General features: G+C 74.9%; 17 protein-coding genes. 14 read left to right on the top strand and 3 right to left on the bottom strand.

The window, feature by feature from the left end; translation table 11 throughout:
* The first annotated feature begins 41 nt into the window (after positions 1 to 41).
* Positions 42 to 1,076, top strand: a complete 1,035-nt coding sequence (locus Q6350_RS11685) for a thiamine-phosphate kinase (protein ID WP_304604382.1) — start codon at positions 42 to 44, stop codon at positions 1,074 to 1,076.
* Positions 1,077 to 1,107: 31 nt separating this feature from the next.
* Here the strand turns inward: Q6350_RS11685 and Q6350_RS11680 are convergent, their stop codons facing one another.
* Together Q6350_RS11680 and rpmB are read right to left on the bottom strand one after the other, a co-directional pair.
* Positions 1,108 to 1,635, bottom strand: a complete 528-nt coding sequence (locus tag Q6350_RS11680; RefSeq protein WP_304604381.1) for a GNAT family N-acetyltransferase — start codon at positions 1,633 to 1,635, stop codon at positions 1,108 to 1,110.
* Between the two features lie 168 nt (positions 1,636 to 1,803).
* On the bottom strand, positions 1,804 to 1,995 hold the full coding sequence (rpmB, locus tag Q6350_RS11675) for a 50S ribosomal protein L28 (RefSeq protein WP_171247217.1): 192 nt from the start codon (positions 1,993 to 1,995) through the stop codon (positions 1,804 to 1,806).
* Between the two features lie 172 nt (positions 1,996 to 2,167).
* Between rpmB and Q6350_RS11670 the strand changes: the two genes are divergently transcribed.
* The 13 genes from Q6350_RS11670 (at position 2,168) to Q6350_RS11610 (ending at position 12,598) form a co-directional block, all read left to right on the top strand.
* The gene (locus Q6350_RS11670; RefSeq protein WP_304604380.1) at positions 2,168 to 3,874 is read left to right on the top strand and encodes a DAK2 domain-containing protein; all 1,707 of its coding nucleotides are present in this window, start codon (positions 2,168 to 2,170) and stop codon (positions 3,872 to 3,874) included.
* Positions 3,871 to 6,132: an ATP-dependent DNA helicase RecG gene (locus tag Q6350_RS11665; protein ID WP_305066236.1), complete on the top strand. Its 2,262-nt coding sequence runs from the start codon at positions 3,871 to 3,873 to the stop codon at positions 6,130 to 6,132. The genes Q6350_RS11670 and Q6350_RS11665 overlap by 4 nt, the downstream gene beginning before the upstream one ends.
* Before the next feature lie 135 nt (positions 6,133 to 6,267).
* Positions 6,268 to 6,867 (top strand): 16S rRNA (guanine(966)-N(2))-methyltransferase RsmD, encoded by a 600-nt coding sequence (gene rsmD, locus Q6350_RS11660; protein WP_304604378.1) that lies wholly within the window; start codon positions 6,268 to 6,270, stop codon positions 6,865 to 6,867.
* A gap of 23 nt (positions 6,868 to 6,890) precedes the next feature.
* Positions 6,891 to 7,382: a pantetheine-phosphate adenylyltransferase gene (gene coaD, locus Q6350_RS11655; RefSeq protein WP_304604377.1), complete on the top strand. Its 492-nt coding sequence runs from the start codon at positions 6,891 to 6,893 to the stop codon at positions 7,380 to 7,382.
* 10 nt (positions 7,383 to 7,392) lie between these two features.
* On the top strand, positions 7,393 to 7,950 hold the full coding sequence (locus tag Q6350_RS11650) for a hypothetical protein (RefSeq protein ID WP_304604376.1): 558 nt from the start codon (positions 7,393 to 7,395) through the stop codon (positions 7,948 to 7,950).
* A gap of 181 nt (positions 7,951 to 8,131) precedes the next feature.
* A complete protein-coding gene (locus tag Q6350_RS11645) occupies positions 8,132 to 8,683 on the top strand; it encodes a DUF177 domain-containing protein (protein ID WP_304604474.1) in 552 nt (183 codons plus the stop codon).
* A 2-nt stretch (positions 8,684 to 8,685) separates the two neighbouring features.
* On the top strand, positions 8,686 to 8,880 hold the full coding sequence (rpmF, locus tag Q6350_RS11640) for a 50S ribosomal protein L32 (RefSeq protein ID WP_171247212.1): 195 nt from the start codon (positions 8,686 to 8,688) through the stop codon (positions 8,878 to 8,880).
* 1 nt (position 8,881) lies between these two features.
* Entirely contained in the window at positions 8,882 to 9,643 is a 762-nt protein-coding gene (gene rnc, locus Q6350_RS11635) for a ribonuclease III (protein WP_305066234.1), read from the top strand.
* Positions 9,636 to 10,571: a bifunctional DNA-formamidopyrimidine glycosylase/DNA-(apurinic or apyrimidinic site) lyase gene (gene mutM / locus Q6350_RS11630; RefSeq protein WP_304604374.1), complete on the top strand. Its 936-nt coding sequence runs from the start codon at positions 9,636 to 9,638 to the stop codon at positions 10,569 to 10,571. Before rnc ends, mutM begins: the two co-directional genes overlap by 8 nt.
* Before the next feature lie 51 nt (positions 10,572 to 10,622).
* A complete protein-coding gene (locus Q6350_RS11625; protein ID WP_304604373.1) occupies positions 10,623 to 11,018 on the top strand; it encodes a VOC family protein in 396 nt (131 codons plus the stop codon).
* Between the two features lie 9 nt (positions 11,019 to 11,027).
* The gene (locus Q6350_RS11620) at positions 11,028 to 11,393 is read left to right on the top strand and encodes a DUF488 domain-containing protein (RefSeq protein ID WP_304604372.1); all 366 of its coding nucleotides are present in this window, start codon (positions 11,028 to 11,030) and stop codon (positions 11,391 to 11,393) included.
* A 67-nt stretch (positions 11,394 to 11,460) separates the two neighbouring features.
* The gene (locus tag Q6350_RS11615) at positions 11,461 to 12,198 is read left to right on the top strand and encodes a dienelactone hydrolase family protein (RefSeq protein WP_304604371.1); all 738 of its coding nucleotides are present in this window, start codon (positions 11,461 to 11,463) and stop codon (positions 12,196 to 12,198) included.
* 67 nt (positions 12,199 to 12,265) lie between these two features.
* A complete protein-coding gene (locus Q6350_RS11610; protein WP_304604370.1) occupies positions 12,266 to 12,598 on the top strand; it encodes a hypothetical protein in 333 nt (110 codons plus the stop codon).
* A gap of 21 nt (positions 12,599 to 12,619) precedes the next feature.
* Here Q6350_RS11610 and Q6350_RS11605 read toward each other — a convergent pair whose 3' ends face one another.
* A complete protein-coding gene (locus Q6350_RS11605; protein ID WP_304604369.1) occupies positions 12,620 to 13,564 on the bottom strand; it encodes an NAD(P)-dependent oxidoreductase in 945 nt (314 codons plus the stop codon).
* Positions 13,565 to 13,566 lie beyond the last annotated feature (2 nt).

The following is a 13,566-nucleotide window of genomic DNA, read 5'->3' as shown; positions in this document are numbered from 1 at the left end:
ACCGTCTCCGTCACGGCCCGGCGTCCGGTTAGGGTTCGGTCGTGACCGACCCCATCCTGCGCGTGCGCGACCTCGACGAGACCGCGCTCCTGGCACGCATCTTCCCGCTCCTGCCCGTCGGCGAGGGGGTCGACGTCGGGCCGGGTGACGACGCGGCGGTGGTGCGCGCCGCCGACGGACGTTTCGTCGTGACCACGGACGTCCTCGTCGAGGGCCGCCACTTCCGCCGCGAGTGGTCGGGCGGGTACGACGTCGGGTACCGGGCGGCGGTCCAGAACCTCGCCGACGTCGCTGCCATGGGAGCGCGCGCGACGTCCATGGTGGTCTCCCTGGTGATGCCTGCCGACCTGCCGGTGCAGTGGGTGACCGACCTCGCGCGTGGTCTGGCCGACGCCTCCGGTCCGGCGACGGTCGTCGGCGGCGACCTGTCCGGCGGTGACGCGGTGGTCGTGTCCGTCACGGTCCACGGCGACCTCGCCGGGCGGGCGCCGGTGCTGCGATCGGGTGCGCGTCCGGGCGACGTCGTCGCGCACGCCGGCGTGCTCGGCGCCTCGGCCGCCGGGTTCGACCTGCTCACCAGCGGAGCGGCGACGCCCGACGACGGTGCGCCCGGCGCCGCGACGTCACGCACGCCCTACGTCGCCGCGTACCTGCGCCCGGAGGCCCCGCTCGAGGCCGGGCCCGCGGCGGCGCTCGCGGGGGCGACGGCGATGCTCGACGTCTCGGACGGGCTGCTGCGGGACGCGGGCCGGCTCGCCCGCGCCAGCGGTGTGGACGTCGACCTCGCCGAGGGTGCGTTGATGCGCGACGTGACCGCGCTGGTCCCTGCCGCCGTCGAGGTCGCCGTGGCGACGGAGGATCCCGACGGGGCCGACCGGGCGCGGACCTGGGTGCTGTCCGGGGGAGAGGACCACGGGCTGCTCGCGACCTTCCCCGCGGAGGTGGCCGACCGGGGGCTGCCGAACGGCTTCCGGCTGGTCGGCGACGTCAGGGCGCCGGCGGACGACGCGCCGCGCGTGCTGCTCGACGGCGAGGTCCCGCACGTCGCGACCGGGTGGGACCACTTCCGTCCCTGATCCTGGCGCGTACCGTCGGCTGCGCTCCGGGTCAGCGCTCGGGCTCCCGGACGAAGCGGACCTCGGTCACGGGCACGTCGGCGTAGTCCTCCATGCGCTCGATCCCGTCGGGCTGGAAGCCGTGCCGCCGGTAGAAGTGGTGGGCCCGGGCGTTCTCGGACAGCACCCACAGGGTGATGCGGGCCTGCGGGCCGACCTCCCCGAGCATCGTGCGCATCAGGTCGCGGGCCACGCCGCGACCCCAGGACTCCGGGTCGAGGTAGATCGCGTAGAGCTCGAGGCAGCCGTCCTCGGCGTCCTCGTCGCGGGACGGCCCCCAGCTCGCGAAGCCGAGCGTGCGCCCGTCGGCCTCGGCGACGACGGTCGTGCTGTTCTCCTGGCCGAGGGACTTCTCCCAGGTCCGGGTCTGCTCGTCCACGTCGAGGGAGTCGAGGTAGTCGGACGGCAGGACGTGGGCGTACGCGCTGCGCCACGAGGTCAGGTGCACCCGGGCGATGGCGCCGGCGTCCGAGGGGTTCGCCGAACGGATCACCACGTCGTTGTCGGTCTCGACCATCATGGATTCAGACTGCCACGGTCCGCCGGGCACGCCAAGAGGTATTGGTGAACGGTTCACGAACTCTTTGCAGTTCATGGGCGGCGGTTCACGGGCCGTGATCGCACGACAGACGCCCGCCGGGTCGGACCCGACGGGCGTCTGTCGATGATGTCGCCGTGCGGCGGAGGCTCAGGCCTGGCGCTGCACCTTGCCGGCCTTGAGGCACGAGGTGCACACGTTCACGCGCTTGGGGGTGCCCGCGACGACGGCGCGCACGCGCTGGATGTTCGGGTTCCAGCGGCGCTTGGTCCGGATGTGGGAGTGCGAAACGCTGTGCCCGAAGCCCGGGCCCTTGCCGCAGACGTCGCAGTTGGCAGCCACGGTGTCTCCTGAATCGTCGTGTCACGTCGCGCGCCAGCAGGGCAGCAGGACGTGAAGGTCGGTGGTCTTGGGGGGTGCCCGGAGTCCAGGCAACCACATGATGATAGCGGATCGCCGCGGAAACCCTCAACGCTCCCGCGACGTGCCCTCCGTCACCGCTACGGTGGGCAGCGTGGATCAGCCCGAGCTCCTGGACGCCGTCGTGGTGCGCACCTGGGCGCACACGGTGGTCGAGGCCCTCGACACCGCCCGACCGGAGCTCGACGGGGTCAACGTGTTCCCCGTCGCCGACGGCGACACGGGGACCAACATGTACCTGACCGTGCGCGAGGCCGCCGGGGCTGTCCACGACGCGGATGCCGGCAGCGGCGGGGCCAAGCTGCTGCGGGTCGCCGCCCGGGCCGCCCTGCTCGGCGCCCGCGGCAACTCCGGGGTCATCCTCAGCGAGTGGCTGCGCGGGTTCGCGGTCGCCGCGAGCCGGCAGGACACCTTGGGAGTCGGTCTGGACGTCGCGGCACGGTCGGCCCGCCGCGCCGTGGCGCACCCGATGCCCGGCACGATCCTCACGGCCGCCGACGCCGCGGCGGCCGCTGCCCGGCACGCCGAGGCCGGTGGCATGGTGGGGCCGCTCGGGGCGCCGCGACGGCTCAGCGTGCTCGACGCCGCCCGGCGAGGGGCGCGGGAGGCGGCCCTGCGCAGCGTCGGGTCGCTGGCGCCCCTGCGCGACGCCGGGGTGCTCGACGCCGGGGCCTGCGGCCTGGTCCTGGTGCTCGCGTCCCTGGCCGCCGCCCAGCAGGCTGCGGGAGAGGCGGGGGTCTCGCCGGTGCCCGGCGCCACGGCGCCCGTGCTGCTCGACATGGACCTGCGCGGCCACGCCCCCGTCGGCGACGACGTGGCGGCGGAGGTGCCCGCCGACGTCGCCGAACCGGAGTCCGGCGGCCTCGACGAGGTCGAGCTGATGTTCGTGCTGCACCGCTCCGCCGACGCGGACGGGTTCGTCCCGGGGGCCGTGGCCGACGCCCTGCGTGCCGACCTCGACCGGGTCGGCAACTCCGTCGTCGTGGTCGGCGGCAGCGCCGACGACGTGGACTCGCTCTGGCAGGCGCACGTGCACGCACCGGACCTCGACGCGGCCCTGGCGGTGCCCCGACGCTGGGCCGAGCGGGGCGCCATCTCCCACGTCCACGTGCGCCACCTCGCGGTGCCCCCCACCGACTGGGCCGTGGTGGTGACGACCTCGGCACCGGCGCTGGCCGCCGAGCTCGCCACCGGCGGTGCGGTCGTGCTGCTGGACCTCGACACCGCTCCCGCCGTCGACGACCTGGCGCAGGCGGCGGTCGCTGCCGGGACCCCGAACGTGCTCGTCATGGCCTCGCCGGAGCTGCTGGAGGGGCTGGACGACGCGATCGACGACCTGGTCGCCCGGGACGTCGCCCACGGGGGTCCGGGTGACCAGCCCCGGCTCGCGGCGGTGCCGGCCCCCGACGACGTCCACCTCGTCACCGCGGTGTCGGCGCTCGCCGGTGCGCTGGACGCGGTGCGGGCCGGCGGGGACGCCCTCGACGTGCCGGGCGTGGTGCTGTCGGCGCACCGGCGGCTGCGGGCCGACCGGGTGGCCGCCGCCGACGCCGCGACCGCCGTCGCCCGGTTGGTCGAGGAGTGCGAGGACCCCGGGATCGTCGCCGTGCTGCCCGACGCCGACGTCGGAGCGGTCGTGCTGGGGCAGGTCGTGGACCGGGCCGCCGCGTGCGCGCCCGGGGCCGACGTCGTCGTGCTCGCCACCGGCCGCCCGGGTGACCGGGTCGGGATCGGCGTCGAGCCGGTCGAGGACGTGGTCGACGACGCGCTGCTGCCCCTGCGCGACGGGGGCGGGCGATGACCCCGCGGCTGTCCGAGCCGCTGACCGCCACCCTGGGCAAGCGGGCCGCGGGGCCGCTCGAGAAGATGGGTCTGGTCACGATCGACGACCTGCTCCGGCACTACCCGCGCCGTTACGGCGAACCCGGCACCCTCACCGACATGGACCGCCTGCAGCTCGGGGAGCACGTCACCGTGATGGCACGCGTCGCGAGCGCCACGGTGCGCCCGATGCGCAGCCGCGGCGGCGCCCTGCTGCAGGCGACGGTGACCGACGGACGGCACGAGCTGGCCCTGACCTTCTTCGCCAAGCGCCCCGGCGCGCTGCGCCCGCACGAGGACAAGCTGCGTCCGGGGCGGTCGGGGCTGTTCACCGGTGTGGTCTCCGAGTACCGCGGCACCCGCCAGCTCACCCACCCGGACTACGTGCTGGTCGGGGTCGACGCCGACGACGACGAGTCCGCCCTGAGCGAGGCCTCGCGCCCGATCCCGATCTACCCGGCCACCGCCGCGGTGCCGACGTGGCGCATCCAGCGGGCCGTGCGCACCGTCCTGGACCCGCTCACGGAGGACGACGTGCCCGACCCCGTCCCGGACGAGGTCCGCACCCGGCTGGCGCTGCCGACCCGGCTGGACGCCCTGCGTGCCGTGCACGTGCCGGAGGCGGCGCAGGACTGGCAGGCGGGACGGCGCCGGCTGCGGTTCGAGGAGGCCTTCGTGCTGCAGGCGGCGCTCGCCCAGCGTCGCTCCGCCGTCGCCGAGCAGGAGGCCACCGCGCGGCCGCCCCGCCCCGACGGCGAGGGCGGTCTGCTCGCCGACTTCGACGCCGCCCTGCCGTTCACGCTCACCGGGGGCCAGCGCGCGGTGGGGGACGAGATCGCCGGCGAGCTCGCCCGCCCGCGCCCGATGCAGCGCCTGCTGCAGGGCGAGGTGGGATCCGGCAAGACGGTCGTGGCGCTGCGGGCGATGCTGCAGGTCATCGATGCCGGTGGGCAGGCGGCGCTGCTCGCCCCCACCGAGGTGCTCGCCGCGCAGCACGCCCGCACGCTGCGCGCGATGCTGGGCCCGCTCGCCGAGGGCGGCCTGCTCGGCGGAGCGGCCCACGGCACCCGCGTCGCCCTGCTCACCGGCTCGCTGGACGCGGCCGCCCGCAAGGAGGCGCTGCTGGACGCCGCCGGCGGCGAGGCGGGGATCGTCGTGGGCACGCACGCGCTGCTGGGCGACCAGGTGCAGTTCGCCGACCTGGGGCTGGTCGTCGTCGACGAGCAGCACCGGTTCGGCGTCGAGCAGCGGGACGCCCTGCGGGCCAAGGCCCGGGTGGCCCCGCACCTGCTGGTCATGACCGCCACACCCATCCCGCGCACGGTGGCGATGACGGTGTTCGGCGACCTCACCACCTCGACCCTCACCGAGATCCCGGCGGGGCGCTCCGGCATCACCTCCCACGTCGTCCCCGCGGACAACCCCCGGTGGATGCAACGGGTGTGGGAGAAGGTCCGCGAGGAGGTCGACGCCGGCCGGCGGGCCTACGTGGTGTGCCCGCGCATCCATCCCGACGACGACGGCGACGCCTCGGCACGGCGGGCGGGGGCGGGACAGGACTTCGACGAGGTCCCGGAGTTCCTCGAGCTCACCGAGCCCGACGGCGGTGGCACCGACCGAGCCCCGCTGCGTGCCGTGCTCGAGGTCGCGGAGTCGCTGCGCGCCGAGCCGCGGCTCGCGGGCGTCGAGGTCGGGGTGCTGCACGGCCAGATGGCACCCGCCGACAAGGAGTCCGCGATGGCGCGGTTCGCCGCCGGCCAGGCACCCGTGCTGGTGTCCACGACCGTCGTCGAGGTCGGTGTCGACGTGCCCGAGGCCACCGTCATGGTGGTCTTCGACGCCGACCGGTTCGGCATCTCCCAGCTCCACCAGCTGCGGGGCCGCATCGGTCGCGGAGCCGACCCGGGCCTGTGCCTGCTGGTGTCGACCGCGCGGCCCGGCACCCCGGCCGCCGCCCGCGTCGAGGCGCTGGCCGCCACCACCGACGGGTTCGAGCTCGCCACCCTCGACCTCGAGCTGCGTTCCGAGGGCGACGTGCTCGGCGCCGCGCAGTCCGGACGCACCAGCTCCCTGCGCCTGCTCCGCGTGGTCCAGGACGCCGACCTCATCGACTCGGCGCGCACCGAGGCCACCGGGGTCGTCGACGCCGACCCCGGCCTCGGTCAGCACCCCGTGCTGGCCGCGGCGATCGCCGTCCAGCTCGACGCCGAGCAGGAGGAGTTCCTCGAGCGCGCCTGAGCGCGCCGATCCGCTCCCGACGCCGTCGTGCCCCACCGACCGTTGTGGGCATGAGATCTGCAGCCCCGGTCCGCCGGGGTGCTGCAGATTTCATGCCCACAACGGTCGGTGGTGGGCGCAGGTAGAGTCCGGGCCATGACCAGGATCGTCGCCGGAACCGTCGGTGGGCGGTCGTTGACCGTGCCGCCGTCGGGCACCCGCCCCACCAGCGAACGCGTCCGGGAGGCGATGTTCTCGCGGCTCGAGCACCTCGGCGTCGTCGACGGCGCCCGTGTGCTGGACCTCTTCGCGGGGTCGGGCGCGCTCGGCCTCGAGGCCGCCAGCCGCGGCGCGGTCGAGGTCCTGCTCGTCGACGCGGCGCGGCAGGCCGCCGACATCGCCCGCCGCAACGCCGCCGACCTCGGCCTGGACCGCGTCGTGCGCGTGCTCGCCGAACCGGCTGAGCGGGCGACGGCCCGGATCGCGGCCGACGGTGGGCCCGGCGACGGGTTCGACCTCGTGCTCATCGACCCGCCCTACGACCTGGACCCGGGCGTGCTCAACCGGGTGCTCGCCGACCTGGCCGTCCCGGGCGTGCTGGCGCCCGACGCCGTCGTCGTCCTCGAGCAGGCCCGGCGGGGCGCACCCTTCGTCTGGCCGGACGCGCTCGTCGAGCTGTCGGCCAAGCGGTACGGGGACACGGTCGTGCACTACGCCGAACGGCGGCAGGCCGAGGAAGGTCCCACGGAAACGTGACCGCCCGACCTACCGTGGGCGACGTGAGCATCGCCGTCTGTCCCGGGTCCTTCGACCCGATCACGCTCGGGCACCTCGACATCGTGCGTCGGGCGAACCGCCTGTTCGACGTCGTCGTGGTGGGGGTCGCCCGCAACGCCGCCAAGAACGCCCTGCTGACCGCCGACCAGCGGGTCGACCTGGTGCGTGCCGCCGTCGCGGACGACCCGGAGACCGCCGACGTCCGCGTCGACGTGGTCCCGGGCCTGCTGGTGGACTTCTGCCGCGAGGTCGGGGCGGCCGCCGTCGTCAAGGGGCTGCGCGGCGGCGCCGACTTCGACGGTGAGCACCCCATGGCCCTGATGAACCGCCACCTGAGCGGTGTGGAGACGATCTTCCTGCCGGCGGAGCCGCGGTACGCGCACGTGGCGTCGTCGCTGGTCAAGGACATCGCCCGGCACGGCGGGCCGATCGACGATCTCGTCCCGTCCGCCGCGGCCGAGGCGGTGCGCTCCACCGTGGCGCACCGTGCGTGAGGAGCACGACATGACCGACACCCCGAACCCGACGGCCGGACTGCTGGAGATCATCGACGACCTGGCCGCCCTCGTGGAGGAAGCGCGCACGTCACCGCTGTCGACCAACATCAAGATCGACCGCGACCAGGCGCTGGGGCTCGTGGCCGAGCTGCGCGACAACCTGCCCACCCAGGTCGCCCGGGCGGACGAGGTGCTGGCGGACGCCGAACGCACCCTCGAGGACGCCCACCGCCGTGCCGAGGAGATCGTGGCCACGGCGCGGGCGCGCGCCATCGAGCTGGTGCAGGACGAGCAGGTCGTCGTCCAGGCGGAGTCCCGCGCGGCGGACATCGTCGCCGAGGCGGAGCGCAGGGCCGCGGCGCTGCGCGCCGACGCCGACGAGTACTGCGACGGGCGGCTGGCCGACTTCGAGGCCGACCTGGGGCGGCTGACCACCCAGGTCCGGGCGGGCCGGTCGAAGCTGGCCGAGCGTCTGGGCACGGGGTCGCCGCGCGTGCGCTGGGACGCGGTCTCCGACCCCGAGTGGCCGGACGAGGACGACCCGGGCGACCGCCGCAGCGCCTGACGCCGGCGGTCGACGGGGCCGGCGCCGTTGCGTACGTCACGTCGTCGGTGCGTTGGCCCGCGCGGGGCGATCGCGTAGACTGAACCGCTGGTCCGTGAGGACCGTCCCACCTGCACACCGCGCCGTGCTCGGCGCCGTCGTCTGGAGCATCACCATCACCACCGCCAAGCGCTCGCCGCTCGTGCTCGACACGCACGAGCTCACGCGGCGTCCCGGAACCATGCGGGAGGTCGCGACCGTCGTCGCCGCGCCCGCAGACCTGGGCACGGCGGTCATCGGGGTGCCCGAGGGCGCCGACCTGACCCTCGGGCTGCGTCTCGAGGCCGTCATGGAGGGCGTGCTCGTCTCCGGCGTCGTGCGCGGCACCGCCGTCGGTGAGTGCGCGCGATGCCTGGACCCGATCTCCCAGGAGGTCACCGTCCGTGTCCAGGAGCTCTTCGTCTACCCCGAGCGCGCCGAGGCCGCCGAGGAAGCCGGGGACGAGGAGGCCGAGGACGAGGCCCTGCTGATCGACGACCAGGCGGACATCGAACCCGTGGTTCGGGATTCCCTGGTCACTGCACTACCATTTCAACCGCTGTGCCGGCCGGACTGCCCCGGTCTGTGCTCCGAGTGCGGAGCACGGCTGGAGGACGACCCCGAGCACCACCACGACATCGTCGACCCCCGATGGGCGGCGCTGCAGACCATGCTCGAGGAGTCGAGCGTGTCCGACGAGACGAAAGAGAGCTGACCGTGGCTGTTCCCAAGCGCAAGATGTCGCGCAGCAACACCCGCGCGCGCCGCTCGCAGTGGAAGACCACCGCAGCGCCGCTCGCGACCTGCCCCCAGTGCAAGGGCCAGAAGCTGTCGCACGCCGCGTGCCCGACCTGCGGCTCCTACAAGGGCCGTCAGTACGCCGAGGCGCTGCGCACCGAGCACGCGGGCTGACATGCCTGCACGCGGCAACGGAGAACGTCCGGAGCCGTCAGCACTTCTCGAGAAGCTCGGGGTCCATCTGGATCCCGAGCTTCTCGTGCTTGCCCTGACCCACCGGTCGTTCGCGCACGAGGCCGGCGGGATCCCCACCAACGAGCGCCTCGAGTTCCTCGGGGACACGGTGCTCGGGCTGGTGGTGACCGAGGCGCTGTACCGGCGCCATCCGGACAAGCCCGAGGGCGAGCTCGCGAAGATGCGGGCGGCGACGGTCTCGCAGCGGTCCCTCGCGGCGGTGGCCCGCCGGCTCGAGCTGGGCCGCTACGTCCTGCTGGGCAAGGGCGAGAAGCGCACCCGCGGGTTCGACAAGGACTCGATCCTGTCCGACACCGTCGAGGCGCTGCTCGGAGCCACCTACCTCTCGCACGGCCTCGAGGTCGCGCGCGAGCTGGTCCTCCGGCTGGTCGACGACACGATGGAGGCGGCGGCCGACCTCGGGGCCGGGCTGGACTGGAAGACCTCCCTGCAGGAGGCGGTCGCCGAGCGCGGGTTCGACGCCCCCGTCTACGAGGTCACCGGTGAGGGCCCCGAGCACGCCCGCCGCTTCTCGGCGCAGGTCACCGCCGGTCCCGTGACGGGGTTCGGCGAGGGCACCGCGAAGAAGCACGCCGAGCAGGCCGCCGCCGCGCAGGCCTACCGCGCCGTGATCGCCCTGCCGCTGCCGGGCCAGGCGCAGGACGCGGGCGCCTGTCCGGGGGAGCAGCCGGCCGGTGCCTGAGCTCCCCGAGGTCGAGACCGTCCGCGACGGCCTCGACCGGCTCGTGACCGGCGCCGTCGTGCGCGACGTCGAGGTGTTCCGGGACTACTCCGTGCGCCGGCACGAGGGCGGGCCGACCGGGTTCGCCGACCAGCTCAGCGGCCGCCGGCTGGCCGGCGCCGCGCGCCGCGGCAAGTACCTCTGGCTCCCGCTGACCGACCCCGCCGCCACGGGCGACCCGGCGTCCGCGCTGCTGGCGCACCTGGGCATGTCCGGCCAGCTCCTCGTGCGCGATCCGGCCGTCGCGGGGGAGTGGGCGCACCCCCACCTGCGGGTCAGGGTCCACCTGGACGAGGCGCCGTCGGGGGCGCACTACCTGGACTTCGTCGACCAGCGCACCTTCGGGCACCTCTCCGTCACCGACCTCGCCCCGACGCCGGACGGCGCACCCGGCGGGCACGGCAGCCCGCTGGCCGCGGTGCCGGAACCCGTGGCGCACATCGGCCGCGACCTGCTCGACCCCGCGCTCGACCGGGACACGCTGGTCGAACGCATCCGCCGGCGTCGGACCGGGATCAAGCGGGCGCTGCTCGACCAGACCGTCGTGTCCGGGGTGGGCAACATCTACGCCGACGAGGCCCTGTGGCGGGCCCGCGTGCACTACGCCCGGGCGACGGACACGATGACGCGCCCCGTCGTGCGGCGCGTGCTCGACGCCGCCACGGAGGTCATGGCCGAGGCGCTGACGCAGGGCGGCACGAGCTTCGACGCCCTGTACGTCAACGTCAACGGCGAGTCCGGCTACTTCTCGCGGTCGCTGGCCGTCTACGGCCGCCTCGGCGAGGCCTGCCCGCGCTGCGGGACGCCCGTGCGCCGGGACGAGTTCATGAACCGGTCGTCGTACACCTGCCCGCGCTGCCAGCCGCGCCCCCGCCACGGCCGCTGGTGACCGCGCAGAATTCCCTCGCGTCCGCCGACGGGCACCCCTAGGGTCGCGACCATGGCGTGTCGACTCAGCGAGCTGGTGCTCGAGTGCAAGGACCCCGAGGCGTTGGCGAGGTTCTGGTGCGAGGTCCTCGACTACGTGGTGCTCGACGAGGACCACGGCGCCCTGGAGATCGGGCCGCGGTCCGGGTTCGGTGGCCCGCAGCCGACGATCATCCTCAGTCCGCACCCGGACCCCGAGCCGGCGAAGCCGCGGCTGCACCTCGACGTCAACCCGACCGACCGTGACCAGGACGCCGAGCTCGAGCGTCTCCTGGCGCTGGGTGCACGCCCGGCCGACGTCGGCCAGACGGGCGACGAGCCGTGGCACGTGCTCGCCGACCCCGAGGGCAACGAGTTCTGCCTGCTGCGTCGGCGGCTCGACCTGCTGCCGGTGGACTCCGCGCCCTAGGCTCGGACCATGACGGTGCACCTCGCGCGTGTGTACACCGAGCCCGGTCCCGACGACGGCCGTCGGGTGCTGGCCGACCGGCTCTGGCCGCGGGGCGTGCGCAAGGGCGACCCACGGGTCGGCGTCTGGCTCCAGGACGTCGCGCCCTCGACCGAGCTGCGTCGCTGGTACTCCCACGACCCGGACCGTGCCGCCGAGTTCCGTGACCGGTACCGGGCCGAGCTGGAGACGCCGGGGCCGGGGGCGGACGCACTCGCCGAGCTGCGCGACATCGCGCGACAGGGAACGGTCACGCTGGTGACCTCCACCCGCGAGGTCGACGGCAGCCACCTGCCGGTGCTGGCCGAGCTGCTCGCCGACGACCCCGGGCGCTGACAGCGGGCGTGGCCCGTCCGCGTCACTACGCTAGAGCGGAACCGCTTCATGGAGGGTGGCTGAGCCCATGTCCCTGACGACCGTGGAGACGGACGACGGCCGGCTGCCGGTCTACCTCGCGCGTCCTGCCGGGAGACCGCCGTGGCCGGGCGTGGTGGTGATCCACGACGCCCTGGGCATGACGAGCGACCTGCGTCGCCAGTGCGAGTGGCTCGCCGACCACGGGTTCCTCGCCGTCGCGCCCGACCTGCTGCACCACGGGCCGCGGCTGTGGTGCGTGGTGTCGGCGATGCGCTCCCTCGTGCGCCGCCGGGGCCGCGGGTTCGACGAGCTCGAGGCGACCCGGTCCTGGCTGGCCGCCCACGAGGACTGCACCGGGCGGGTGGGCGTCATCGGCTTCTGCCTCGGCGGCGGTTTCGCGGTGCTGCTCGCGGGCGGCGGCCGGTACCAGGCGGCGAGCGTCAACTACGGCGGTGTCCCCGAGGACGCGGACGAGCTCCTCGCCGACGCCTGCCCGGTCCTCGGCAGCTACGGGGCGCTGGACCGCAGCCTGGCCGATGCCCCCGCCCGGCTCGAGCGGGCCCTGACCCGCGCCGAGGTCCCGCACCAGGTCACCGTCTACGAGGGTGCCGGGCACTCGTTCCTCAACGACCACCCCCGCGAGGAGATGCCGCTGTGGGCGCTCGTCCCGGGGCGGTTCGTCCGGTCCGGCTACCACGCCGACTCCGCCGACGCCGCGCGCCGGCGCATCGTGGCCTTCTTCGACGAGCACCTCGGGTCGAGCGACGACGGGCACCGCTCGTGACCCGGCACCGGTCGCATCGCCGCGTGCCCTACCGCGCACTCGGCGGAGGCCCTAGGCTCGGACCGCCGTGACCAGCACCGTCGAAGGAGACCGCGTGGACGACGCCCAGATGATCGGCTCGCTGACGACGCTCGCGGGGCCGATGGCGGCGTCGTTCCTCACCGGACGCTACTGGGAGGCCCGAGACCTGCGGGACCCGCGGCAGCACGGGTGGTTCGCGCTCTACCTCGGGGCCGTGCTCGTCCTGCTCGTGGCCGTGCTGGCGACGTCCTCGGTGGAGGACCGGCTGCGCGCGGTCGGGCTGTTCTTCGGCGTGACCATCGTCGCGACCCTCGTCCAGGAGCGCCGGTACCGACGTCAGCAGCGGATGCCCGCCGCTCCCGAGACCGCCGGGTCGTGAGCCTTCCGCCCCGGCGGCCGGTCAGCGCGCGACGACGTTCTCCAGCGCCGCGGCCCCGCCCTCGCGCCACCGCCGCACCTGCGCGGTGACGAACGCGGACGCCTCCTGCGGCCGCCCGCCCGCGACGTGCGGGGTGAGGATCAGGTGCGGGGTGTCCCAGAGCGCGGAGTCGGCGGGCAGCGGCTCGGTCTCGGTGACGTCGAGGGCGGCCCCGGCGATCGATCCCGAGCGCAGCGCCTCGGCCAGGGCCGCCTCGTCGACCGTGGTGCCGCGTCCGGCGTTGACGAACCGGGCGTGGGCCGGCAGCAGCGCGAGGACCGACGCGTCCAGCGCGTGGTGGGTGGCCGCGGTCGCGGGCAGCAGAGAGATCAGCACGTCCGTCGTCGGCAGCAGCTCGGCCAGGCGGTCCTGGCCGACCACCGGACGGCCGTACCGCTCACCGCCCGACGACGCCACGCCCGTGACGTGGGCGCCCAGGGCCTCGAGCAGCGGGGTGAGCCGAGCAGCGATCGACCCGAAGCCCCAGATCACGACGTGCGCGCCGTGCAGCGTGAACGCCTGCTCGTCGCGGGCCTGCTCGCGACCGAGGTCCCGGTCCCACGCGTGCCGGCGCTGCGCCTCCAGCGTGCGGTCGATCCGCCGGACGGAGGCGAGCAGCAGGGCGAGGGTGTGCTCGGCCACGGTCGCGTCGTGCAGGCTGCGCCCGGAGGAGATGACCACCTCGGGGGCGAAGCCGGTGGCGAGCGCCTGGTCGGGGCCCGCGTTGAGGGTCTGCACCCAGCGCAGGTTCGTCAGCCGGCGCGCGGCGTCGTCCATGACCCGCTGCGGGCTCGCCCAGGTGACGATCGCCTCGGCGTCCACGTGCGCGGCGGGGATCTCCTCACGCATGACGTAGCCGACGGCGTCCACCCCCTCGACGTCGACGGTCAGGTCGAAGGGCACGTTGCTCGGCACGAGGATCTTCACGG

It is taken from the genome of Isoptericola sp. b515 (assembly GCF_030588125.1).
In the GTDB taxonomy this organism is placed as follows: Bacteria; Actinomycetota; Actinomycetes; order Actinomycetales; family Cellulomonadaceae; genus Isoptericola; species Isoptericola sediminis.
Note: the sequence above shows the minus strand (reverse complement) of the source record. Positions and strands in the feature narration are given on the sequence as shown.

Excerpts from the sequence above, each read along its gene's own strand:
- Q6350_RS11680 (WP_304604381.1), bottom strand. The coding sequence starts at position 1,635 with ATGATGGTCGAGACCGACAACGACGTGGTGATCCGTTCGGCGAACCCC.
- Q6350_RS11665 (WP_305066236.1), top strand. The coding sequence starts at position 3,871 with ATGACCCCGCGGCTGTCCGAGCCGCTGACCGCCACCCTGGGCAAGCGG.
- rsmD (WP_304604378.1), top strand. The coding sequence starts at position 6,268 with ATGACCAGGATCGTCGCCGGAACCGTCGGTGGGCGGTCGTTGACCGTG.
- Q6350_RS11650 (WP_304604376.1), top strand. The coding sequence starts at position 7,393 with ATGACCGACACCCCGAACCCGACGGCCGGACTGCTGGAGATCATCGAC.
- rnc (WP_305066234.1), top strand. The coding sequence starts at position 8,882 with ATGCCTGCACGCGGCAACGGAGAACGTCCGGAGCCGTCAGCACTTCTC.
- Q6350_RS11625 (WP_304604373.1), top strand. The coding sequence starts at position 10,623 with ATGGCGTGTCGACTCAGCGAGCTGGTGCTCGAGTGCAAGGACCCCGAG.
- Q6350_RS11620 (WP_304604372.1), top strand. The coding sequence starts at position 11,028 with ATGACGGTGCACCTCGCGCGTGTGTACACCGAGCCCGGTCCCGACGAC.
- Q6350_RS11615 (WP_304604371.1), top strand. The coding sequence starts at position 11,461 with ATGTCCCTGACGACCGTGGAGACGGACGACGGCCGGCTGCCGGTCTAC.